Source organism: Pseudomonas sp. Irchel s3a18 (assembly GCF_900187535.1).
Classification (GTDB): Bacteria; Pseudomonadota; Gammaproteobacteria; order Pseudomonadales; family Pseudomonadaceae; genus Aquipseudomonas.
In genome coordinates, this window is sequence record NZ_FYDV01000002.1 from 255,455 (window position 1) to 279,861 (window position 24,407).

Sequence of the window (24,407 nt, forward strand, 5' to 3'; positions counted from 1 at the left end):
AGTCAGGGCCACCAGTAGGATAGGCCACCGCAAAGGGCCTTACCAAAGGCCCGATTTTCATAGCCGAGCCTTTACTTGCAAGCAGCGAGTCTGCTTGCATAGCAGCCGCTCTAAGGAAACATTTATGGACCGCGTGCGAAATTTACTGGAACAGATCCAGAATCGCCTTGCCGACCTGAACAAGGCTGAGCGCAAAGTCGCCGAAGTCATCCTGCTCAACCCGCAGCAGGCGACTCGCTTCAGCATCGCCGCCCTCGCCCAGGCCGCCTCGGTCAGCGAACCGACGGTCAACCGTTTCTGCCGCTCGTTCGGCGTCAGCGGTTACCCGGAGCTCAAGCTGCAGCTGGCCCAAAGCCTGGCCAGTGGTGCCGCCTATGTCAGCCGCGCGGTGGAAGCCGACGACAACCCGGAGGCCTACACCCAGAAGATCTTTGGCAGCGCCATCGCCTCGCTGGACAGCGCCTGCCAGGCCCTGGACCCGAACCTGGTCAGCCGCGCCGTGGACTTGCTGATCCAGGCCCGGCAGATCCACTTCTTCGGTCTCGGTGCATCAGCACCGGTCGCGCTGGATGCCCAGCACAAGTTCTTTCGCTTCAACCTGGCCGTCACCGCCCACGCCGATGTGCTGATGCAGCGCATGATTGCTTCCGTGGCCCATACCGGTGAACTGTTCGTGATCATTTCCTACACCGGTCGCACCCGCGAACTGGTGGAAGTGGCGCGCATTGCCCGCGAGAACGGTGCCTCGGTACTTGGCCTGACGGCCGAAGGCTCGCCACTGGCCAAGGCCAGCACCCTGAGCCTGAACATCCCGTTGCCGGAAGACACCGACATCTACATGCCGATGACCTCGCGGATCATTCAGTTGACCGTGCTCGACGTACTCGCCACCGGCATGACCCTGCGCCGCGGCGTCGACTTCCAGCCGCACCTGCGCAAAATCAAGGAAAGCCTCAACGCCAGCCGCTATCCGGTGGGAGATGAGTTCAACTGATTCGCCCCGCTCATTTCCACGCCCTGCGTGGGAATGAGCATCACGCCGCCGCCCACGCCTGCAAACTCAAATGCGCCCGCTCCCCCGGGGCCAGGCTCAGGCTGTCGGTGCCACCGCTGGCCGCTTCCACGCAGACAAACTCGCTCACCTCATTCCAGCTCACCCCCAGCAGCGGGCGCGATCCGGGGTGCCAGACCACGGTGTCCGCGCTGTCGCCGGTATCGATGCACAACTGGCGCTGCCAGGCACGGTCCTTGAGCTGTAGCTCGCCCTCGTGCTGAAACACGCGCTGGCAGCCACCCTCGACCCGCAACTCGCCTTTTTGCTCGCACGCCTCACGCTTTAGCTGGTCATAACCCTGCGCGCCATCCAGCCCAGACAGCGCTACCTCACCGACGTCACCAATACGCCAATAGGCGTGCAAAGCATGACTCAACTGGCACGGCAGGCTGTCCTGGTGCTCGGTGCTCAGGCGCAGCTCCATACGCTCGCCCAAGTGCGCGTGCAGCTCGACTTGCCAATCGCACAGCTGTAACTGCCAGTGCAGGTGCACGCCGTCGTCATCGCTGCGACTGTCGATCAGCTTCCAGTCCAGCAGCCGTGCCCAGCCATGGGATGGCCAGGCGTTTTCACTCGGATGCCGGCCATACCACGGCCAGCACACCGGGACTCCGCCGCGAATGGCGCCGACCTGCGGCCACTTCGCCGCGCACCACAACCAGGGTTTCTGGCCTGTGGGCTGGAAGTGCAACAACTGCGCGCCCTGGCGACTGAACACCGCCTGGCACAGCGGATGATCGATCACCAACACGTCGCGCTTCTGATAGCGCTCCCACGCGAATACCGGACGCTCGCGCAAGGACTTGAAGAAACGTTGTAGCGGATGCTCTGGCATGTGCCACGGTCCTGAAAATCAGCGATCACCAAGGGGCGCGCCACCCCAAAAAAAAGCGGACAGCCTGGGCCGTCCGCAAAAATGCGCACATGGGAAGGAGCTTATCGCACCAGCGTTAGAACACCGACTGAATTTTCAGGCCGGCGACCAAAGCGTTGTCGACTTCATCCACGCCACCTGGGTGGGTGACGTATTGCAGGTTAGGACGCACGGTCAACCAGTTGGTAACGTGGAAACCATAGTTGAGTTCGTAGTTGTACTCGGTGTCACGCAGCGGCGAGAACAGCGGATCCTCGTAGTGGGTGACACCGTTGGCGGTGTTGGTCAGCTCGGCGTTTTTCTTCACGTCATCGTTGACGTGGATACGGGCGAAACCGATGCCGACGTCATCTTTTGGACGTGCATCGAACGGGCCCTTGTACACAAACATCAGCGACTGGTAGTTGTCGACGATGTTGGTGTCCTTGTCGTGGAAAGTGGCGTTGGCCGCAATGTTCAGACCGCGAGACGCGTCACCGTTGTGGCTGGTGAGTTGTTGCTGGGCAACGAACCAGTAGCCGTGCTTGCTGCTGTGGCTGCGATAGGCGTTGCCGCTGGTGGCCGCATCATTACCGTTGTCATCCTCACGGACGTCATCGGCCTTGGCCGTACTTTTGTAGTAACCGACACGGTATTCGCCTGGCAGGTTGCCAGGCTTGGGCAACCAGACCAGTTCGACCGGCAGGACAGTGCCTTCGGTACCACTGCCGCTGAGTTTGAAGCCGTTGCCGTGTTCCAGTTGCGACGGGTTCTGGTTGTACGCTCCGATCTGCGCATACCACTCGGGCGAGATGTTGTACTTCACGCGGATCGCCGCCTGGCTGACCGGCCAGTTGTACCAGATGTTGGTAGCCCAGTTACCCACCTGGGAGCCGCAGAACGCCAGGTTCTGGAACTCACACGGGAAGGTGTTGAAGTCCTCGCCTTCACCGAAGTAACCGGCCTTGACGTCCAGTTTGTTGTCGAAGAACTGATGCTGGATCCACAACTGGGTCAGGCGGACCATATGGCCACGGCCGTAGACTTCCTGGGAGGAGCTCAAGGTGCCGGCACGCGGGTCGCCGATACGGTCATTGGAGATGTTCTCGCCGTTACGGTTGGTGAGCTGGATCTTGGCCTGGGTGTTATCCCAGCCGAGCAATTTTTGCAGGTCCAGCGCCGCGCCCAGGCCAAACTGGTCGGCGTAACGCGCAGTCTTGTCGTCGTTGTAACCGCCGTGGAGGTTACCGCCCACTTCACCGACGTAGTCCATTTTGATGTCGATGCCTTGATCGATCAGCCTGGTCCGCTCGCCGCCCCAGTCGCCCGTCATCCACTTGGAATCTGCACTGAACGCCTCAGCGGCATGCACGCTACCGGCCAGGCTCATCGCCGCAATCGCTGACAGCTGGCAGATAAACCGGGCACTGGTGTTGTTCTTCTTCATCCCTACATCCTCGTCTTATTGTTATTAACTTTTCTTTTTCTAACGCGGTTACAACGGTGGTGTCGGACGACAGGCCGTCCGTCACGGATATCCCCCTTGTAGGAGCGAGCTTGCTCCGGGCGGCGTTCCGACGATGGTCTCAAATGCACCGCGTTCACCCAGACGGCGCACGTCATCGTTAACGTCCATCGCGAGCAAGCTCGCTCCTACAGTTTTGATTTTCAGCGGCCTTTGAATTGGGCGACGTTGGCTGTGTGCAATTCGGTTTGTGGTTGACCGGCAGCCCCCAAACGCTCCCCGGTCCTGGCATCGAACAGCAGCACTTTCGATGGGTCGAATTGCAGCGTCAGGGTCTCGCCCACGGCCGGCGCGACGTCCGGCGCCAGGCGGCAGCAGACCTTGGTTCCGTTCAGGTTGACGAACACCAGGGTGTCGGGCCCGGTGGGCTCGGTGACCTGTACTTCGGCCCGAATAGTCGGCAGGCCATTGGCCTCGCCGTTCGCCAGCACGATTTGCTCCGGGCGCATGCCCAGGATCACTTCTCGATCCTCAAGCCCCGCGTCCTGCATGCCCAACGGCAGCTCGCAGCGCGCCTGGCCACTGTCGAGCAACGCCAGCAGGCGGCCGTCCTTGCGCTGCAGGCGCAGGGGAATGAAGTTCATCGGCGGCGAGCCAATGAAGCTGGCCACAAACAGGTTGGCCGGGTCGTTGTAGATCTGCTTCGGGGTGCCGAACTGCTGAATGATCCCGTCCTTCATCACCGCCACCTTGTCGCCCAGGGTCATGGCTTCGATCTGGTCGTGGGTCACGTAGACCGTGGTGGTTTTCAGGCGCTGGTGCATCAGTTTCATTTCGGTGCGCATCTCGACCCGCAACTTGGCGTCGAGGTTGGAGAGCGGTTCATCGAACAGATAAATCTTCGGCCGCCGCGCCAATGCCCGGCCCATGGCCACGCGCTGTTGCTGCCCCCCCGAGAGCTGACCCGGCTTGCGGCTGAGCAGGTGTTCGATTTGCAGCAGCCTGGACACCCGCGCCACTTCTTCGTCGATGTCGGCGGCGGGCATTTTGCGAATCTTTAAACCGAAGGCGATGTTGTCGCGCACGCTCATGGTCGGGTACAGCGCATAGGACTGGAACACCATGGCGATGTCGCGATCCTTGGGGCTCATGCCGCTGATGTCGGCGTCATCCACCAGGATCGCCCCGCCGCTGATGTTCTCAAGGCCGGCGATGCAGTTCATCAAGGTCGATTTGCCGCAACCGGACGGCCCGACCAGGATCAGGAATTCACCGTCATCGATCTTCAGTTCGATGTTCTTCAAGGTGTCCGGCAAGCCGGCGCCGTAGGTTTTGTTGACGTTGCGTAATTCGAGCGTTGCCATGTTGTTCTACCCCTTGACCGCGCCGGACGTCAGCCCGCGCAGGAAATACTTGCCAGCGAATATGTAGACCAGCAGTGTCGGCAACCCGGCGATCATCGCCGCCGCCATATCAACGTTGTATTCCTTGGCCCCGGTGCTGGTGTTGACCAGGTTGTTCAAGGCCACGGTGATGGGTTGCGCATCGCCGCTGGCGAAGACCACACCGAACAGGAAGTCATTCCAGATCTGGGTGAACTGCCAGATCAGGCAGACCATCACGATCGGGATCGACATCGGCAGCAGGATCTTGCCGAAGATGGTGAAGAAGCCCGCGCCATCCAGGCGTGCCGCCTTGACCAGTGCATCGGGAATGCTCACGTAGTAGTTGCGAAAGAACAGCGTGGTGAATGCCAGCCCGTAGACGATGTGCACCAGCACCAGCCCGGTCGTGGTGTTGGCCAGGCCCAGCTTACCGATGGTGAACGAAGCTGGCAGCAGCACGGTCTGGAACGGCAGGAAGCAGCCGAACAGCAGCAGGCCGAAGAACAGTTGCGAGCCGCGGAAGCGCCACATCGACAGCACATAGCCGTTCATTGCACCGACGAAGGTGGAGATCAGCACCGCCGGCACGGTGATTTTCACCGAGTTCCAGAAGTAGCCACCCACGGTGTCCCAGGCCTTGATCCAGCCAATGCCGTCGATCACCTGCGGCCAGCTCAACAGGTTGCCGGTGCGAATGTCTTCCGGGGACTTGAAGCTGGTCAGCAGCATCACCACCAGCGGGATCAGGTACACGGCCGCTGCCAGCAGCAGCGTCGCGTAGATGGCGATGCGGCTGAAGCTCAGGGTGGGTCTGGCGAGTGGATTACTCATGGCGTTTGCCCCGCAGTTCGGAGTACAGGTACGGCACCAGAATCGCCAGGATCGCACCAAGCATCATCATCGCGCTGGCCGAACCGATGCCCATCTGGCCACGGCTGAAGGTGAAGGAGTACATGAACATCGCCGGCAGGTCGGAGGAGTAGCCCGGCCCCCCCGCCGTCATCGCCGCCACCAGGTCGAAGCTCTTGATCGCGATATGCGCCAGGATCATGAAGGCACTGAAAAACACCGGGCGCAGGCTCGGCAGGACGATCTTCAGGTAGATGGTCGGCAGGCTGGCACCGTCGACCTGGGCGGCACGGATGATCGACTGATCGACACCGCGCAGCCCCGCCAGGAACATCGCCATGACAAACCCGGAGGCTTGCCACACGGCAGCGATCACCAGGCAGTAAATCACCCGGTCCTGATCCACCAGCCAGTCCAGGCGAAAGCCTTCCCAGCCCCAGTCACGGAGCATTTTGTCCAGGCCCAGGCCCGGGTTGAGCAGCCACTTCCAGGCAGTACCGGTGACGATCATCGACAGCGCCATCGGGTACAGGTAGACCGTGCGGATGAAGCCTTCCCGGCGGATGCGCTGATCCAGCAGCACCGCCAGAAACACCCCCAGCACCAGGCTGATGGCGATGAACATGCCACCAAAGACCGCGAGGTTCTTGCTGGCGACCCACCAACGGTCGTTGTCCAGCAAGCGCACGTATTGCTGCAGGCCGACCCACTTGTAGCTCGGCATGAAGCTGGAGTTGGTAAAGGACAGGACGAATGTCCAGAGGATGTAACCGTAGAAGCCGACCAGGACGATCAGCATGCTCGGCGCCAAAACCAGTTTGGGGAGCCAGCGCTGCAGTGCGTCGAACGGTGAGGCTTTGCTGAAAACCGCCACAGAGCTCATCGGGATTATCCAGGTGAAGAAATGAAATCCGGGCCGAACGCCCCCGTCACACGAACCATGGCCCGTGCAGGGAGACGACGATCAGGGGTTTGCCGCAGGCCGGGCCCGCGGCGGCCTTGGTATTACTGGGCGGCCTTGACGGCCGATGCCAGTTGGGCGCTGGCCTTGGCTGGGTCAGCATCCTTGTCGTTCATGAAGTTGGTCACGACGTCGAAGATCGCACCTTGCACGGCCAGGGACGTGGCCATGTTGTGGGCCATGCTCGGCTGCAGGCCGCCGGACTTGTCGCTTGCCAGGAAGTCCTTGGCCGAGGCCTGGGCACAGGCGTCGAAGCCCAGGGCACTCATGTCGCCGAGCATGTCGGTGCGAACCGGGATCGAGCCCTTGTTGATGCTGAAGACCTTCTGGAAGTCCTTGCCCAGCGCAACCCGGGCCAGGTCCTGCTGAGCCGCGATGTCACCCTTGCGATCAGCCTTGAGCTTGAACACCGCCAGGGAGTCGATGTTGTAGGCGAAGGCTTTTTCAGTCCCCGGGAACGGTACGCACAGGTAGTCCTTGCCAGCGATCTTGTTGGCGGCGGTCCATTCGCTCTTGGCCCAGTCCCCCATCATCTGCATGCCGGCCTTGCCATTGATCACTTCGGCGGCGGCGATATTCCAGTCACGGCCCGCACGGTTAGGGTCCATGTAACCGGTGAGCTTCTTGAGTTCGGCGAAAGACTTGACCATCTCCGGGCCGGAGAGGGTTTTCTGGTCCAGGTCAACCAGGGCTTTCTTGTAGCCGTCCGTGCCCATGACCGACAGCACCACGTCTTCAAACACGGTGCTGTCCTGCCATGGCTGACCGCCGTGGGCCAAGGCGATGAAGCCGGCGGCCTTGAGCTTGTCGCCAGCGGCGTAGAACTCCTCGAGGGTGGTCGGGGCCTTGTCGATACCGGCTTGCTTGAAGACTTGCGGGTTGATCCACAGCCAGTTGACGCGGTGAATGTTCACCGGGACGGCCACATAGTCGCCTTCATACTTGACGGTGTCGGAGACTTTCTTCGACAGCATGCCGTCCCAGTTTTCCGCTTTGGAAACGTCTTTCAGGGCGTCGGTGCTGAGCAGGCCGGTGCTGCCCCACTCCTGGATGTCCGGGCCTTTGATCTGGGCAACGCCCGGCGGATTGCCCGCTACCGCGCGGCTCTTGAGGACGGTCATGGCGGTAGCGCCACCGCCACCGGCGACCGCACCGTCTTTCCAGGTAAAGCCGTCTTTTTCGACTTGCGCCTTGAGGACATCGACGGCGGCTTTTTCACCACCGGACGTCCACCAGTGCACGACTTCCACGGCACCTTTGGAATCGGCGGCATGGGCGCTCAGAGGAAACAACGAGGCGAGAGTAATGACCGTGGCGAGGCGGGAAATCCCATTCATCTGAAGTACCTTTCTTGTTGTTATGCATGCAAGTCTGGTGCTTGCGCTGCAAACGAGTTTAAACAGCGTCGCGCGCCCGGCAGGTAACGAAGCGACGGCAAAATGTCACCATATGGTTACATAGCCGCCGGGATAGACGCCCGGGCCAATGCACTGGCCAGGCTCGGCGCCAGCGGCAGGCGTGGAATCAACACCGCTTGCCAGGCGTGATACAGGTCCGGCTTGCCTCCCCAGATCTCGGCGCTCGGGCAATTGAAGGGGTCGAGTTCGTGGTGCCAGCTGCCATGGGTTCGGTCGATCAGGTAGCGTTCGCTGTATTCCCAGAAACACCGGTACCAGGTTTCGTACTGCGCCTCGCCCGTGCGCTTGAGCAAGGCGCTGGCCGCCGCGCTGGCCTCGCAGTGAACCCAATGCAAGCGCTGGCGCACCACCGGCTGGTTGCCCCAGTCGAGGGTGTAGACCAGGCCTGGCGCGCCATCGACGTGCCAGGCGTGAAGACAGTTGCTGGCAAACAGTCTTTGCGCGTCGACCACCAGCCAGCCAGGGGCCGGCATGCCCGCCAGAACCAGCGCCGCCTCAAGGTGCAACAACAACCGCGACCATTCAAAGCCATGGCCTGGCGTGGTGCCGTAGGGTCGGAAACCATCGGCCGGACAGGCCTGGTTGTACTCGCGCAACGGCTGCCACTGTCGGTCAAAATGCTCGACGACCCGATAGTCGTCAGCCGCCGCATGACCGTGGATCACCCGCTCGACAATCCGCAACGCGCGGTGCAGCCAGCGATTGTCCTGGGTGACATCAGCCAGGGCGAGGAAGGCTTCGGTGGCGTGCATGTTGCTGTTGGCACCGCGATAGGACTCCTCGACGCTCCAGTCGCGGTTGAAGGATTCGCGCAGGGCGCCCTCCTCCTCGCTCCAGAAATGCTGGTCGATGACATTGACCGCCTCCATGAGTAAAGCCTCGGCGCCCGGTCGCCGAGCGACCACCGCGGAGCTGGCCGCCAGCGCGACGAATGCGTGCAGGTACGCCGCCTTGTCCGTGTGGCCACCAGGGTACTCGGGCGCGGCGAACCAGCCACCGAACCTGGCGTCACGCAAGGGGCCCATGAGGGCATCGAGCCCATGATCCACCAGTTCGGCAAACCCCGGCAGCCCCTGGAGATGGGCCATGGCAAAGCAGTGGGTCATGCGGGCGGTAGTCAGGGTGTGGGCCTGGGCATCGGCCGGCAATTGACCGTGGGAGTCCAGATTGCCGAAGCCCTCGGGCAGCTTCGAGGCCTTGGCGAACGCGAGCAGGCGCAGGCCTTCATCGGCCAGCCATTGTTGATGGGCAGGTGCGTTCAGCCAGCTGCTGAACGCAGGTTGGGAGGTGTTCATGGGGGACCTGTTTTTGTTGTTATGACTGTGAGGGAGTCTAAACAACGTGGAGGAAGGTGCAGGTAACGAAGGGGGCTGGGTGTGTCACTGACGTGTGACAAATGCTCGGAGCTTTTGTGGCGAGGGTGCTTGATTGATCGTTCCCACGCTCCCGCGCGGGAACGATCAACGGTTGCGCCCGAACGCGGACCGGCCGACGGGAGCAAGCTCCTTCGCCACAGGATCGGTGCCAGTCAGTCAAGAGAGCGCGGCAACTGCAAGGTCACCCGCAACCCGCCCTCACGCAGGTTCTGCAAGCTGACTTCACCGCCATGGCTATGGGCGATGTTGCGGGCGATACCCAATCCCAGGCCATACCCCTGCTGTTGCCCGGCCAGGCGAAAGTGCGGTTCGAACACCTGCTCCAGGCGCTGCTCAGGCACGCCCGGCCCTTCGTCATCGACGTGCAGGATAAACGCACTGTCGTCGTCATCGATGTGCAGGTGAGCGTTCCGCCCGTACTTGAGGGCGTTGTCGATCAGGTTGCCGATGCAACGCTTGAGCGCCAACGGCTTGCCGGGATACGGCGCCAGCGCCCGCCCCTGTTGGGTCACGCGGCCATTGCCGTTGGGTGCCAGGTAAGGCTCCACCAGGCAATCGAGCACATGATTGAGATCCACCGGCTCGATGTTCTCGTGGATGTCGGTGTCCTTGACGCATTGCAGCGCGCCTTTGACCAACAGTTCCAGCTCATCCAGGTCACGCCCGAACTTGGCTTGCAGCTGTTCGTCTTCCAGCAGTTCGACGCGCAGGCGCAGACGGGTGATGGGCGTGCGCAAGTCATGGGAAATCGCACTGAACAACTGGCTGCGTTCGGTCAGGTAGCGGCTGATGCGCTCGCGCATCGCATTGAACGCGCGCCCCACCTCGACCACTTCACTGCCGCCGCCCTCGGCCACCGGCTCCACCTCGGCCCCCAGCGACATGTCACGCGCCGCCCGCGCCAGGCGCTTGAGCGGCCGGCTTTGCCAGTGCACCAACAGGCCGATAAACAACAGCAAGAAGCCGCTGGTGAGCACAATGAACCAGACCTGCTGCGAGGGCAGGCCCTGCTCTTCAAGGCTGGTATAGGGTTCTGGCAACAGGGAGGCGATGTACAGCCACTCCCCCTCGGCCAGCTTGATCTGGGTGACCAGCACCGGCGGGTTGACCGGTTCCAGGGTCAGCGCGTAATGGGCCCAGGAGCGCGGCAGTTCATCGAGCTTCAAGCCGCCGTTGAAAATCCGCAGGTCGTCCGGGCTGACGAATTGCACCGAGATATCGGTATCGGCTCCCAACGACTTGCGCAGCACCTCATCCACCGCCGCCAGCACCGCTTGTTTGCGCGCAGTCGCCGGCAGCAGTTGCATGTCCAGCGGCTTGTCATTGAGGGTCACCACGAACCGGGTACCGCCCATGCTGCGCAGTTGATCGAGCACCAACGGCCGATAGGCCACCGGCAACGAACGAAAGTAGCTGACACTGGCGGTCATCGAATGGGCCAGGCTGCGGGCGGCCGTCACCAGGCCCTCCAGCTGCGTGGCGCGCAATTGCGACACCCAGATCACGCTCGACAGCGCCTGGGCGAACAACACCGCCAGCAAGGTCAGCAACAGCATGCGCCCAAGCAGCGAACGCGGCACCGGCACCTTGCGGATCAGCCGGGTAATGACCTCAGTGGCCATTGCTGGCGACCACACTGGCGGCCAACTGATAGCCGCTGCCGCGCACGGTGCGAATCAGGCGTGGCGGTTTCTCGGTATCGCGCAGACGCTGGCGCAAGCGGCTGACCGCCATGTCGACAATGCGGTCCAGGGGCATCAGGTCGCGGCCCCGGGTGGCATTGCCGATGGTGTCGCGATCAAGGATTGCCTGCGGATGATCAAGGAAGAGTTTGAGCAGGGCGAAATCGGCGCCGGAGAGAATCACCTCTTCGCCGTCGGTGTGAAACAGGCGGTGACTGACCATGTCCAGGCGCCACTCATCGAAGGCCAGCACCTCACCGCCTGGGCGGTCCTGGCCGAACTGCGCCCTGCGCAACAGGGCCTTGATCCGCGCCTGCAGCTCACGGGGGCTGAAGGGTTTGCCCAGGTAGTCATCGGCCCCCAGCTCCAGGCCAATGACCCGGTCGGCTTCGTCGGAACTGGCGGTGAGCATGATGATCGGTACATGGGGCTGGCGCGGGTGTTGACGTACCCAGCGACACAGGCTGAAGCCGTCTTCGTCCGGCAGCATCACATCAAGGATCACCAGGTCGCTCGGCGCCTCGTTCAGCGCCTGGCGAAACCCCGCGCCATCGGGCGTGGTGCGCACCTGAAAGCCGGCCCGGCTGAGGTAGGTATCCAGCAACTCACGTATCTCTTGATCGTCATCGACCAACAAAATCGACTTGTTGACTGAGCTCACGGGGTGGCGTCCTTGTTGTTATGGATGGGGCGGATTATGCCTGACGCAATGATCGATCTTTACTGTGCCTGTTCCAGCGCCACACCCGCCCCCGTCAAACCGGAATACGGTGCCGTCACCAGCCACACTGGAATGCCCTTGAAGTAATCGCTCATGCAGCCTTTATCAGCGAAGCAGCGGGCGAAACCGCTTTGAAGGAAGACCTCGGCGAACCGCGGAATCACCCCACCGACGATGTACACCCCGCCGCGCGCACCGGCGGTCAGCACGTTGTTGCCAGCCACGCGCCCCAGCCAGCAGCAGAATTGCTCCAGCACTTGCAGGGCAATCGGATCACCCGCCAGAGCGGCCGCGGTGATCGCCTCGGGCGTGTCGAGTACTGGCGCATGCCCGTCTACCACGCAGATCGCCCGATAGACACGCGGCAAGCCGCCACCGCTGAGGGCCGTTTCCGCACTGACATGGCCAATCTCGTTGAAGAGGTGCTGCCACAGCTGGACTTCACGCGGACTGCCCAATGGCAGGTCGACATGCCCGCCCTCCCCCGGCAGTGCGCTCCAGCGACCATCACCCTGATCAAGCAAGGTACCAACCCCCAGGCCAGTGCCGGGGCCGATCACCACCGCCGGGCGCAACGGCTCGGGAGTGCCTTCGCAGACCACCCGGAACTCACCCGGTTGCAGGCGCGTCATGCCCAAGGCCATGGCCGAGAAGTCATTGACCAGCAACAGCCGGTCGACCTGCAAGGTCTGGCAAAATCCCCGGCGACTCAGCCGCCAATGGTTGTTGGTAAACCGAAACTCGTCACCACTGACGGGGCCGGCCACCGACAGGCACACCGAGCCAATCGCGCCCGGTGCCAGGCCCAGACCGGCCAGGTAAACGCCAATGGCGTCTTCCGGGCACTCATAGTCGGCGGTGGCCAGCACCTGGATCGATTCCAGTTGCCGGTTCTTCCACAACGCAAACCGCGCGTTGGTCCCTCCGATGTCACCGACCAGCGCTAGCTTCACTTAAGGCTCTCCAGAGCAGAGGTAAAGGCGCTGGCGCCCTGCTCTGCCGAGCTGAAGGCCATGCGCATGAAACCAAACAGTTCGCGACCGCTGCCGACGTTGTCCGCCAACAGGCACTTGGCCGGCTCGCGCGCGGCGAACTCGTCGGCGTCCACCTTCAGCTCCAGGGTGCCTTTGACGCCGTCGACGCGGATGATATCGCCCTCTTGTACCCGCGCCAAAGCGCCGCCCACATAGGCCTCCGGACTCACGTGAATGGCCGCCGGGATTTTCCCCGAAGCGCCAGACATGCGCCCGTCCGTCACCAACGCGACCTTGAAGCCGCGATCCTGCAGCACACCGAGGAATGGCGTCATCTTGTGCAGCTCCGGCATACCGTTGGAGCGCGGGCCCTGGAAGCGCATCACCGCGACGAAATCCTTCTCCAGCAAACCGGCCTTGAACGCATCGGCCAGGTCCTGTTGATCCTGGAACACCATGGCCGGGGCTTCGACAATCTGGTTTTCCAGCGCCACCGCCGAGACCTTCATCACACCGCGACCAAGGTTGCCTTCCATCACCCGCAGGCCACCTTCGGCGGAGAACGCACGGGCAACGGGGCGCAGGATGCTTTCATCGAGGCTTTCGGTCACGCCTTCGCGCCACACCAGCTCACCGTTGTCGAGGAACGGCTCCTGGGTGTAGCGGCTCAGGCCGTGACCCAGCACGGTGTTGACGTTTTCGTGCAGCAGCCCGGCATCCAGCAACTCGCGGATCAGGAACGACATGCCGCCAGCGGCCTGGAAGTGGTTGATGTCGGCTTTGCCGTTCGGGTAGACGTGGCTCAGGGTCGGCACCACCTCGGAGAGGTCGGCCATGTCCTGCCAGGTCAGTTGAATGCCCGCGGCCATGGCGATGGCCGGCATGTGCAACGTGTGGTTGGTCGAGCCGCCGGTGGCGTGCAGGGCCACGATGGAGTTGACCAGCGCGCGCTCGTCGACAATTTCGCCGATCGGCATGAAGTTGCCGTTCTGCTTGGTCAGTCGGGTCACCTGGTGCGCCGCCTCACGGGTCAAGGCATCGCGCAGGGGGGTGTTCGGGTTGACGAAGGAGGCACCCGGCAAGTGCAGGCCCATCACTTCCATCAACAGCTGGTTGGTGTTGGCGGTGCCGTAGAAGGTGCACGTGCCAGGGCTGTGGTAGGACTTCATTTCCGATTCCAGCAGCTCTTCACGGCTGGCCTTGCCTTCGGCGTAGCGCTGGCGAACGTCGGCTTTCTGCTTGTTGGAGATCCCCGAAACCATCGGCCCGCCCGGGACGAAAATCGTCGGCAGATGACCGAAGCGCAACGCGCCCATCATCAGGCCGGGCACGATCTTGTCGCAGATGCCGAGCATCAGCGCGCCATCGAACATGTTGTGGGACAGCGCCACGGCGGTGGACAGCGCGATCACTTCGCGGCTTGGCAGGCTCAACTCCATGCCCGGCTCACCCTGGGTCACGCCATCGCACATGGCCGGTGTGCCGCCGGCGAACTGGCCGACCGAGCCGATCTCGCGCAGGGCTTTCTTGATCAGCTCGGGAAAGACTTCGTAAGGCTGATGCGCCGAGAGCATGTCGTTATACGACGAAACAATCGCAATGTTGGCGGCGTTCATCATCCGCAGGCTGTTCTTGTCTTCACTGCCGCAACCGGCCACGCCATGGGCGAAGTTGGCGCACTGCAGCTTGCCGCGCACGGGACCGTCGCTGGCCGCACCACGAATCAGTGCAAGGTATGCCTCACGCGTGGCGCGGCTGCGGGCGATAAGCCGTTCGGTGACCTCAAGGACGCGGGGATGCATGTGTAGAACTCCAGGCTAACGGATGTGGCGACCTGATTGTCTATGCTGATCAAAGGCCGTTGTGATTGGGATGACAAACGGTTTTCTTGACCACTCGGACCAGTTGATTCAGGTCACTCGTTGTAGATAAGACAAAATATTGCCACTATAAAGGCTTGTTTTCTATTTTTTTGCGAATAATCTTGTAATTCCAATAACAAAACGACGGCGGCGCAGTTAAAAATGACTCTTCGAATCGCAATCAATGGTTTTGGCCGTATCGGCCGCAATGTCCTGCGCGCCCTGTATTCCCAAGGTTATCGCCAGGATTTGCAGATCGTTGCCATCAACGATCTGGGCGACAGTGCAATGAACGCCCACTTGCTCAAGTACGACACCGTACACGGCACCTTCGATGCCGATGTGCAGCATGACCTTGAAAGCCTGACCGTCAATGGCGACCGGATCGCCGTCAGCGCCATTCGCAACCCCGCCGATTTGCCCTGGGCCGCGGAGAGAGTCGACGTGGTATTCGAATGCACCGGCCTGTTCACCGACCGTGCCAAAGCGGCCGCGCATCTTACCGCCGGTGCGCGCAAAGTGATTATCTCGGCACCGGCCAAGGGCGCCGATGCCACGGTAGTGTACGGGGTCAACCACGACATTCTGCGCCAGTCGCACCAGATCATCTCCAATGCATCGTGCACCACCAACTGCCTGGCCCCGGTGGCCCAGGTGCTGCATCGCGAGCTGGGCATCGAGAGCGGCCTGATGACCACCATCCACGCCTACACCAACGACCAGAACCTGACGGACGTCTATCACAGCGACCCGTACCGCGCCCGCTCCGCCACCCAGAACATGATCCCGAGCAAGACCGGTGCCGCTGAAGCGGTGGGCCTGGTGCTGCCGGAACTGGCGGGCAAGCTGACCGGCATGGCCGTGCGCGTACCGGTGATCAACGTGTCACTGGTGGACCTGACCGTGCAGCTCAAGCACGACGTCACGGCCCATGAGGTCAACGAACTGCTCAGGGAAGCCAGCCAGCACTCCAAAGTCCTCGGCTACAACACCCTGCCGCTGGTCTCCAGCGATTTCAACCACAACCCGCTGTCATCGATTTTCGACGCTAACCACACCAAGTGCAGTGGCCGGCTGCTCAAGGTCCTGGCCTGGTACGACAACGAATGGGGCTTCTCCAACCGCATGCTCGATAACTGCCTGGCGCTGTGCAACGCCGAATGAACCCCGTTGCCGTGGAGCCGCCAATGATTGGTATCAGTTTTACCCACACCACCATGGCGGCGCGCAAACGCATCGCCCTGGTCGCCCATGACCACTGCAAAGTGTTCTTGCTCGACTGGGCCGAACGCCAGAAGCACAGACTCGCGCAACATGAACTGGTCGCCACCGGCACCACCGGTTTGTTGTTGAGCAAACGCCTGGACCTGCCGGTTGAAAGCATGATCAGCGGCCCGCTGGGCGGCGATCAACAGCTCGGTGCGCGAATCGCCGAGCAGCGGGTGGACATGCTGGTGTTCTTCTGGGACCCGTTCGAGCCACAACCTCACGATCCGGACATCAAGGCGCTGTTGCGCGTGGCGGCGGTGTGGAACATTCCGGTGGCCTGCAATGAATGCAGCGCCGACTACCTGCTCAGCAGCCCCTTGATGGATCAGCCCCACGAATACCGGATTCCCGATTACCCGGCGTACCTGCAGGGGCGCAGATAATTGCTCAAAGTAGAGCTTGACCTTTCATATAGATGATAAGCATTATCATTCGCTTGAAATGGATCAGGTCCTACTGTGAGTCAGTCGCGCTTCAATCATGTCTTCCTCGCTCAGCGCGTCTCGCTGCTGCGCACCCTGGAGCGGATGGTCAACAACCACAGCACCGCCGAGGACCTCTTGCAGGAAACCTACCTGCGCGTGACCCGGGCACTGAGTGAGCGGGCCATCGAACACCTGGAACCGTTCGTGTTTCAAACCGCCCGCAACCTGGCGCTGGACCATTTGCGCGCACGCCGCATCCAATCGCGAACCATGGTTGAAGACGTTCCGCTGGAGGTCGTGCAAAACGTCGCCGCACCACTAAGCAGTGCCGAGGATGCCGTCCATGCCGAACAGATGCTCGAACGCCTGAACGTCAGCCTCAACCAGTTGACCCCGCGCCAGCAGCAGATTTTCATCCTCAGCCGCTTGCACGGCCACAGCTATCTGGAAATTGCCGAGAAGCTTGGCGTCTCTCTGAGCACCGTGCAAAAAGACCTGAAGCTGATCATGGCAATCTGTGTCGGCGTGGCTGATCGCCATAACCGTCATTGATTCTGTCGGACAATGGTTTTGCACGACTGCGTCAGGACGCAGGCTTTGTTACCCTTGGCCGACGCTTGCATCACCCCAATTAAAAACCAGCCGTGCGCAGACGCGGTCGAGGAACACCCGTGACGGACACCCCGCCCTCCCACCCGCCAGCCTCGGCGCGGGACGCTGCCAGTACCCGCGCGATGGATCAGGCGCTGGACTGGCTGATCGTGCTGGACAGTCCGAGCGAAGCGCAAACCCGCGAGTTCCAGGCGTGGCTCGCCGCCGCCCCGTGCAACGCCGAGGCGTTCGCCAGGGCCCAGGCCATCTGGGAAGGCCCGCAGGTCGCGCAGTGCGCCCAGACCCTCAATACCGCCAAGCAAAAAGTCAGCGTGCTCGGGCGCCTGCGCCCGCACTGGAAACCGCTGGCCACGGCGGCGGTGCTGATCCTCGGCTTGTTCAGCTTCAGCAACCTGCCGATGCGCCTGCAGGCCGATCACCTGACCGTGATCGGCGAGCGTCAGCGCTTGCAGCTCGAGGACGGTTCAAAAGTACTGCTCAACACCAACTCGGCGTTCTCCAGCACCATCGACGATCAGCGACGTGTTGCCCGCCTGTATCAGGGCGAAGCCTACTTCGAGGTCGCCGCCAATCCCGGCCTGCCGCTGGAGATCGATGCAGGGCCTGTCACCGCCAGCGTGCGCGACACGACGTTTGCCGTGCGTTACCTGGACGGTATCGCCCAGGTCCGCGTGCAACGGGGCGATGTCGACTTGCGCAGTGCCCACAGCGACGCCCGTGTCCGCCTGAGCGCGGGCGAAAGCATCCGGATCGGCCCCAATGGCTTCGACCAGCCGGCCAGGCTCGACCCGGCGACCGACCTGGCCTGGGTCCAGGGGCGACTGGTGTTTGAAAACTGCCCGTTGAACCAGGTGCTGGCCGAACTGCGTCGCTACTACCCGGGCTGGATCATCAACACCAACGAACAACTGGCCAACGTCGCGGTGACCGGCAATTACCGGCTGGACCAACCGCTGGACGTGGTCCGCTCGCTGGCCCACATCACCTCGGCCAGGCTCCAGGAGTTTCCGGCGCTGGTGATCCTGAATTAACCCGCCACGTACTGAATGAGAATTATTTTTACTCGATAGCGCAGCCCTGTACGTCTCGTCTTAGCCAATGCAATTGATTCGCATCATTGATGCCGATCTGCACCTATACGATTCGTGCGACACGGAGCGCTCTCGATGTCCCCTCGCCTCACCCACCGATCCTCGTCACCTTCCGCTCGCGTGCAGCACTGCACGCTGTCCCTGCTGACCGCGGCTATCCTGCTGGCCGGGGCGCAAGCGGCGCCTGTCATGGCCGCCACTGCGACCCAACAGCCCAGCCGCAACATGGGCGACTACACCTTCGCCATTGCCCAGCAGCCACTGGTGTCGGCCCTCAACGCCTTCACCACCGTCACGGGCTGGCAGGTCGGCTTGTCGGCTGAGCTGGCCGAAGGTGTTGCCTCGCCGGGGGTTCAGGGCGCACTGACACCGGAAAAAGCCCTGGATCGCCTGTTGGCGGGGACCAACCTGAGCTATCGCAAGCTGGGCAGTAACAACATCGTGCTGGAGAAGCGCAACCTCGGTGGCACCGTTGCCCTGCAACAGATGACCATCAGCGCCACGCGCCAGGAGCAGAGTGTCGACAGCGTGCCGGCCACTGTCACCGTGCATACCCGCGAAGAACTGGACCGCAACAACGTCAATACCATCAAGGACCTGGTGCGCTACGAACCGGGTGTTTCGGTCGGCGGCACCGGCACCCGGGGCGGCATCAGCGGCTACAACATCCGGGGTATCGACGGCGACCGGATCCTGACCCAGGTCGACGGTGTCGAGATTCCCAACGGTTTCTTCAACGGCCCCTATGCCAAGACCCAGCGCAACTACGTGGACCCGGAAATCGTCAAGCGCGTGGAAATCCTGCGTGGCCCGGCCTCGGTGTTGTACGGCAGCAACGCCATCGGCGGTGCGGTGAGCTACTTCACCCTCGACCCGGACGACATCATCAAGCCAGGCCAGGACACCGGTGCCCGCCTGAAAACCGGCTACAGCTCCGCCGATGACAGCTGGTTGAAATCCGCCACCGTCGCAGGTCGCGCCGAGCAGTTCGACGGCTTGCTGCACTTCAGCCAGCGCGACGGTCATGAAACCGAGTCCTACGACCACTACAACGGCACCGGCCTGGACCGTACCGCCGCCAACCCGGAAGACGTGCGCACCACCAACGTACTGGCCAAGGCCGGCTGGAACTACGCCGACGACGCACGCCTGGGCCTGACGTACGAGAAGTACAAGGACGACCGCGACACCGATCAGCAAAGCGCCATCGGCGGCCCGTTCAACAACGGCCAGCCAATGGGCATGTACCGCTCGCGCACCGGTAACGACACCATTACCCGCGAACGCTATGGCCTGGAAAACACCTTCGCCCTCGACTCCCTGCTGGCCGACAACGTCAAATGGACGCTGAACTATCAGATCGCCAAGACCGACCAGAGCACCCTGGAAAACTACTTTCCGATCATCCGCCACGTGATGCGGACCCGCGAAACCCTGTATGAAGAAAAACAATGGGTATTCGATGCGCAACTGGACAAGGCGTTTGCCCTTGGCGAAACCAGCCACGTGCTGACCTACGGCACCACCCTCAAGCAGGAGAAAGTCACCGGCTCGCGCAGCGGTAGCGGCTACTGTCTGGCGGTAGGAGGTGGCTGCAGCGCCATCGGTGCCATCAGCCCCACCGATACCCTGAAAAAATCCAGCGACTTCCCGGACCCGACCATCAACACCTACAGCCTGTTCGCCCAGGACCAGATCAGCTGGAACAACTGGACCTTCCTGCCGGGCCTGCGCTACGACTACACCGAACTCAAGCCGCACGTCACCCAGGAGTTCCTCAACACCGTGTCCCCCGACGGACGTGGCACGGTCAGCGACGAGAACAAGACCTGGAACCGCGTCTCGCCCAGGTTCGGCCTGACCTACGCCCTGACCGACAACTACACCTGGTACGGCCAGTACGCCGAAGGCTTCCGCACCCCAACGGCCAAGGCGCTGTACGGTCGCTTCGAGAACAGCACCATCGGCTACAACATCGCGCCGAACCCGGACCTGGAACCGGAAAAAAGCCAGAGCTACGAGACCGGTCTGCGCGGCAACTTCGAGGCGGGCAACTTCGATGTGGCGGTGTTCTATAACAAGTACCGCGACTTCATCAACGAAGACGCCGTCACCCCTGGCTACAACGAGCTGACATTCCAGAGCAACAACATCAAGCATGCGACCATCAAGGGTGTGGAACTCAAGGGCCGCCTGAACCTGGACGTCTTCGGCGCACCCCAGGGCCTCTACACCCAAGGCTCGATTGCCTATGCCCACGGGCGCAACGACGACACCGGCGAGCCACTGAACTCCATCAACCCGATGACCGGCGTGTTCGGCCTGGGTTATGAGCAGGACAGCTACGGCGCCTTGCTCAATTGGACCCTGGTGCAGAAGAAAAACCTGGTCGACGACAGCAGCTTCAAGTCGCCGGACGGCGTCAGCAGCCAGTTCAAGACCCCCGGCTACGGTGTGCTCGACCTGGCCGGTTTCTACAAGGTCACCGACGACGTGACAGTCAGTGCGGGCGTGTACAACCTGGCCGACAAGAAGTACTGGCAGTGGGACAACGTACGCGGCTACGACAGCGTGGGTGAGGCCGCCATGCTCAGCCCGGCCAACCTGGACCGCCTGACCGAGCCAGGCCGCAACTTCGCGATCAACCTGATCTGGGATATCTGATCACCACACCGTGAAAGGTCACTCACTGCGTTTTCTATACAAGGCGCAGTGAGGATTTTTACTGTGCAGCGCTCACTGGTTCGTCTAGTTACCAAGCGCATCTCATTCTCAAGGACTTCTACATGACTGCTGTCGACACCACCCAATGCGCGAGCCTGCGCTCACAACGCCTGAACCAGATCACCCACGAGCCGCACGCCAAACTCGATGCCCTGGTCAAAGCCCATGCGCCCTTTGAAACCCAGGCAAACTTTGCTCGTTTCGTCGTGGCCCAGTACCTGTTCCAGTCGGAGCTGGTGTCGCTGTACAACGATGCGGATCTGACCGCCATCGTGCCCGACCTGCCGCAACGCTGCCGCGCCGAGGCGGCCAAGGCTGACCTGGCCGACCTGGAAACCGAGGTTCCAGCGCCAGTGGCCGGCGCCGTGAAAAACCCGGGCAAGGCCGAGGCCCTGGGCTGGGTCTTCGTTTCCGAAGGTTCGAAACTCGGTGCGGCATTCCTGATCAAGCGTGCAGTTGGCCTGGGCCTGAGCGAAACCTTCGGTGCCCGTCACCTGGGCGAGCCGGCCGGTGGTCGCGCCGAAGGCTGGAAGAGCTTCGTCAAGACCCTCGACGGCCTGGCGTTCAGCGCCGAAGAAGAAGCGGCGGTAGAGAAAGGCGCGATTGACGCGTTCAACCGTTTCACCGTGCTGCTGGAACAGGCGTACGCCACCGCACCTGAATTGGCCTGACTCATGAGGGAACGGGCTTGCCCCAATGCCGGTAGGAGCGAGCGTGCTCGCGATGGACGTTAACGATAACGCGTGCTTTCTGATTGAACGCGTTGTTCTTGAGTTCATCGCGAGCATGCTCGCTCCTACAAAGGTCGGCGTTCGCCTAACTGACCGGCATTGGGGCTTGCCCGCTCCCACCGGGACAGGTGCCCCGCGCACAACCGAACCGGCCCTTGCCGACCGAACGCCCCACTCGTCACCATGAGTCCCATGTCTCACCTCGCCACCTCCAAACTCGCCCGCATCCTCTTCGGCCTGCTGGCCTACGTCAGCCTGGGCATCGGTCTGCTGGCCATCGTCATCCCCGGCCTGCCCACCACCGAGTTCATCCTGCTGGCCGCCTGGGCGGCGACCAAAAGCTCACCACGCTTGAGTGCGTGGCTGGAAAACCATCGCCTGTTCGGACCGATCCTGAGCAACTGGCGCAACGGCAAAATCATCGCCCGCCGGGCCAAAGTCAGCGCCACCGTCAGCATGTTGCTGTGCGCCGGGCTGATGCTGGTGATGCTCGACCATGGCTGGCCGGTCTACCTGGCCATCGCCGGCATGAGCCTGGGCAATCTGTGGATCTGGTCCCGGCCGGAGTCCCTGGCACCCACGACCTGAGATCACGCGTTAATTTTTCTCAACGAAAACGCGCTAAAAACAGCTCGATAAGCCACTGATCCTGCCAAAACATCCGCTATTCATGACAAACACATGACCGTTCATCGGTTTCAATTCATGCCCGCTAACAGTAAGCCGATGTGACAAACATGGCGCTGAATGGATTTGGCGAAGAGGTCGACACCGACCCGATGCCAACCAGTCATCCATTCGCGAGATCGCCCCATGTTCGACTCTCTTTCCATCCGCCTTAAAATCGTGCTGTTGTCCGGACTGTGCCTGCTGGGTGTGGTCGGGCTGATTGTCGGTATGAACATCTACCAGACCAATCAGAACGATGAGCTTGTCAGCACCTCCAGCACACGCATGCTGACCGCCAGTGTCGAGAACCTGCTGCAGGCCAGGGCCGCAGAGCAAGCGGTACGGGTACAGAAGACGTTCGGCGAAAGCCTGTTGGTGGTGACCGCCCTCGCCGATCAAGTGGCGGACCTGCGCGCCATGGCCGCTCACCGCTCGCTCGACGCCGGGGCCCTGCGTGAGGCGTTGAACCAGAGCCTGAAAACCGCCTTCGAACGCAACACTGGGGTGCTGGGTATCTGGCTGGCCTACGAACCCAACGCCCTGGACGGCAAGGACAGCGAGTTCGCCAACGACGCCGCCCGGGTGTCCAACGAGGCCGGACGCTTTGCCAGCTACTGGAGCCGCGCCGCAGGTCAGGGGATCAACACGGTCATGGTCGAAGACGACATGACCAAAACCACCCTGAACCTCAGTGGCACGCCCTACAACAGTTGGTACACCTGCCCACGCGACAGCAAACGCACCTGCCTGCTGGACCCTTACGCCGACACCGTCAACGGCAAGGAAATGTTGATGACCACCATTTCCATACCGCTGCTGGTCGATGGCAAAGCCATCGGCGTGATCGGTATCGACATCGCCCTCGACGCGTTGCAAGCGGCTGCCGTCAACGCCCAGCACGCACTGTTCAACGGTGCCGGGCACATGCTGATCGTGTCCGGCAGCGGGGTACTGGCCGCCTACAGCACCGACGCCAAACACGTCGGTAAAAGCATCAGCGATACCCTCGGCAGCGACGGCAAGGCGGTGCTGCAACAGCTCGCGGCCGGTAGCCCGAACATCCTCAGGCAGGGCGAGCTGATTCGCGCGGTGTTCCCGGTCAGCCCGATTGCCGACACCAAGGCCTGGGGCGTGGTGATCGACCTGCCACGGCAGGTGCTGCTAGCCGACTCGGTCAAACTGCAAGCCGTGCTCGACGACGCCCAAAACAGCGGCACCTTCAAAACCCTGGCCGTGGCCATTGGTGCCGGGGTGCTCGGCCTGTTGCTGATCTGGCTGACCGCCTCCGGCGTGACCCGGCCGATCAACAGCGTCGCGACCATGCTCAAGGCCATTGCCAGCGGCGACGGTGACCTGACCCAACGCCTGAACTACAGCAAGCAAGACGAACTGGGCGAACTGGTGAGCTGGTTCAACCGTTTCCTCGACAAGCTGCAACCCACCATCGCGCAGATCAAGCAAAGCATCACCGACGCCCGTGGCACCGCCGACCAGTCTTCGGAAATCGCACGCCAGACCAGCGAAGGCATGCAGGTGCAGTTCCGCGAAATCGACCAGGTCGCCACGGCGTCCAATGAAATGAGCGCCACCGCCCATGACGTGGCCAACAGCGCTTCGAATGCCGCCAACGCCGCCAAGGGGGCTGACCAATCGGCCCGTGACGGGATGGCGATCATCGAACGCAGCACCCGCGACATCAACCAACTGGCCGAGGAAGTCAGCAAGGCCGTGACCGAAGTCGAAGCGCTGGCGGTGAACAGCGAGCAGATCGGTTCGGTACTGGAGGTGATCCGCAGCATCGCTGAACAGACCAACCTGCTGGCCCTCAACGCCGCCATCGAGGCGGCCCGCGCCGGGGAAAGCGGTCGTGGTTTTGCGGTAGTGGCCGATGAAGTGCGCAACCTGGCCAAGCGTACCCAGGACTCGGTCGAGGAAATTCGCTTGGTGATCGAACGGATTCAGAGCGGCACCCGCGGCGTGGTCGCCACCATGCACTCAAGCCAGACCCAGGCCCACAGCAACGCCGGGCAGATCCAGCAAGCTGTGCAGGCATTGGGCAAGATCAGCGAAGCGGTCACGGTGATCAGCGACATGAACCTGCAGATCGCCAGCGCCGCCGAACAGCAGAGCGCCGTGGCCGAAGAGGTCAACCGCAATGTCTCGGCGATTCGCACCGTCACCGAAACCCTGACCGAACAAGCCACCGAGTCGGCGCAGATCAGCAGCCAATTGAACTCACTGGCCACCCAGCAGATGAAACTGATGGATCAGTTCCGGGTATAAAAG

Annotated in this window: 19 protein-coding genes and 2 pseudogenes; 10 read left to right on the forward strand and 11 right to left on the reverse strand. The window is 62.1% G+C overall.

Annotated elements, in window-relative coordinates; translation table 11 throughout:
• The first annotated feature begins 133 nt into the window (after positions 1 to 133).
• On the forward strand, positions 134 to 994 hold the full coding sequence (locus CKW29_RS04350; RefSeq protein ID WP_176465316.1) for a MurR/RpiR family transcriptional regulator: 861 nt from the start codon (positions 134 to 136) through the stop codon (positions 992 to 994).
• A 40-nt stretch (positions 995 to 1,034) separates the two neighbouring features.
• Here the strand turns inward: CKW29_RS04350 and CKW29_RS04355 are convergent, their stop codons facing one another.
• The 11 genes from CKW29_RS04355 to edd form a co-directional block, all read right to left on the reverse strand.
• On the reverse strand, positions 1,035 to 1,889 hold the full coding sequence (locus CKW29_RS04355; protein ID WP_095145287.1) for a D-hexose-6-phosphate mutarotase: 855 nt from the start codon (positions 1,887 to 1,889) through the stop codon (positions 1,035 to 1,037).
• A gap of 115 nt (positions 1,890 to 2,004) precedes the next feature.
• Entirely contained in the window at positions 2,005 to 3,354 is a 1,350-nt protein-coding gene (locus tag CKW29_RS04360) for a carbohydrate porin (RefSeq protein ID WP_095145286.1), read from the reverse strand.
• Positions 3,355 to 3,575: 221 nt separating this feature from the next.
• Positions 3,576 to 4,736 carry an ABC transporter ATP-binding protein gene (locus CKW29_RS04365; protein WP_095145285.1) on the reverse strand — a complete coding sequence of 387 codons (1,161 nt, stop codon included), beginning with the start codon at positions 4,734 to 4,736 and terminating at the stop codon, positions 3,576 to 3,578.
• A 6-nt stretch (positions 4,737 to 4,742) separates the two neighbouring features.
• Positions 4,743 to 5,588, reverse strand: coding sequence for a carbohydrate ABC transporter permease (locus CKW29_RS04370; RefSeq protein WP_095145284.1), 846 nt, complete (start codon positions 5,586 to 5,588; stop codon positions 4,743 to 4,745).
• On the reverse strand, positions 5,581 to 6,489 hold the full coding sequence (locus CKW29_RS04375; RefSeq protein WP_095078510.1) for a carbohydrate ABC transporter permease: 909 nt from the start codon (positions 6,487 to 6,489) through the stop codon (positions 5,581 to 5,583). Before CKW29_RS04375 ends, CKW29_RS04370 begins: the two co-directional genes overlap by 8 nt.
• A gap of 122 nt (positions 6,490 to 6,611) precedes the next feature.
• Positions 6,612 to 7,904, reverse strand: coding sequence for an ABC transporter substrate-binding protein (locus CKW29_RS04380; RefSeq protein ID WP_095145283.1), 1,293 nt, complete (start codon positions 7,902 to 7,904; stop codon positions 6,612 to 6,614).
• A gap of 116 nt (positions 7,905 to 8,020) precedes the next feature.
• Positions 8,021 to 9,280 carry an AGE family epimerase/isomerase gene (locus CKW29_RS04385; RefSeq protein ID WP_095147983.1) on the reverse strand — a complete coding sequence of 420 codons (1,260 nt, stop codon included), beginning with the start codon at positions 9,278 to 9,280 and terminating at the stop codon, positions 8,021 to 8,023.
• Between the two features lie 233 nt (positions 9,281 to 9,513).
• Complete coding sequence (locus CKW29_RS04390) at positions 9,514 to 10,941, reverse strand: ATP-binding protein (RefSeq protein WP_218192179.1); 1,428 nt, start codon at positions 10,939 to 10,941, stop codon at positions 9,514 to 9,516.
• Between the two features lie 31 nt (positions 10,942 to 10,972).
• Complete coding sequence (locus tag CKW29_RS04395; RefSeq protein WP_095078514.1) at positions 10,973 to 11,704, reverse strand: response regulator; 732 nt, start codon at positions 11,702 to 11,704, stop codon at positions 10,973 to 10,975.
• 59 nt (positions 11,705 to 11,763) lie between these two features.
• Entirely contained in the window at positions 11,764 to 12,717 is a 954-nt protein-coding gene (locus CKW29_RS04400; protein ID WP_095147985.1) for a glucokinase, read from the reverse strand.
• A complete protein-coding gene (gene edd / locus CKW29_RS04405; RefSeq protein WP_095147986.1) occupies positions 12,714 to 14,540 on the reverse strand; it encodes a phosphogluconate dehydratase in 1,827 nt (608 codons plus the stop codon). Before edd ends, CKW29_RS04400 begins: the two co-directional genes overlap by 4 nt.
• A 222-nt stretch (positions 14,541 to 14,762) precedes the next feature.
• On the opposite strand from edd, the gene gap reads away from it, so the two are divergent.
• From gap to CKW29_RS26250, 9 genes and pseudogenes are all read left to right on the forward strand, one after another.
• Positions 14,763 to 15,764 (forward strand): type I glyceraldehyde-3-phosphate dehydrogenase, encoded by a 1,002-nt coding sequence (gap, locus tag CKW29_RS04410; protein WP_095145279.1) that lies wholly within the window; start codon positions 14,763 to 14,765, stop codon positions 15,762 to 15,764.
• A 23-nt stretch (positions 15,765 to 15,787) separates the two neighbouring features.
• Positions 15,788 to 16,252 carry a methylglyoxal synthase gene (locus CKW29_RS04415; RefSeq protein WP_095147987.1) on the forward strand — a complete coding sequence of 155 codons (465 nt, stop codon included), beginning with the start codon at positions 15,788 to 15,790 and terminating at the stop codon, positions 16,250 to 16,252.
• A gap of 75 nt (positions 16,253 to 16,327) precedes the next feature.
• Positions 16,328 to 16,846: an RNA polymerase sigma factor gene (locus tag CKW29_RS04420; RefSeq protein WP_095147988.1), complete on the forward strand. Its 519-nt coding sequence runs from the start codon at positions 16,328 to 16,330 to the stop codon at positions 16,844 to 16,846.
• Between the two features lie 119 nt (positions 16,847 to 16,965).
• Entirely contained in the window at positions 16,966 to 17,937 is a 972-nt protein-coding gene (locus CKW29_RS04425) for a FecR domain-containing protein (protein WP_095147989.1), read from the forward strand.
• A gap of 135 nt (positions 17,938 to 18,072) precedes the next feature.
• A complete protein-coding gene (locus tag CKW29_RS04430) occupies positions 18,073 to 20,661 on the forward strand; it encodes a TonB-dependent receptor (RefSeq protein ID WP_095147990.1) in 2,589 nt (862 codons plus the stop codon).
• 122 nt (positions 20,662 to 20,783) lie between these two features.
• Positions 20,784 to 21,392, forward strand: coding sequence for a biliverdin-producing heme oxygenase (locus tag CKW29_RS04435; protein ID WP_095145274.1), 609 nt, complete (start codon positions 20,784 to 20,786; stop codon positions 21,390 to 21,392).
• Positions 21,393 to 21,644: 252 nt separating this feature from the next.
• Positions 21,645 to 22,040 (forward strand): YbaN family protein, encoded by a 396-nt coding sequence (locus CKW29_RS04440; protein ID WP_095145273.1) that lies wholly within the window; start codon positions 21,645 to 21,647, stop codon positions 22,038 to 22,040.
• Between the two features lie 498 nt (positions 22,041 to 22,538).
• Positions 22,539 to 23,498: pseudogene (locus tag CKW29_RS26245) on the forward strand (chemotaxis protein); the annotation flags it as partial.
• A 375-nt stretch (positions 23,499 to 23,873) separates the two neighbouring features.
• Positions 23,874 to 24,404, forward strand: a pseudogene (locus tag CKW29_RS26250) (methyl-accepting chemotaxis protein); the annotation flags it as partial.
• Positions 24,405 to 24,407: the final 3 nt, after the last annotated feature.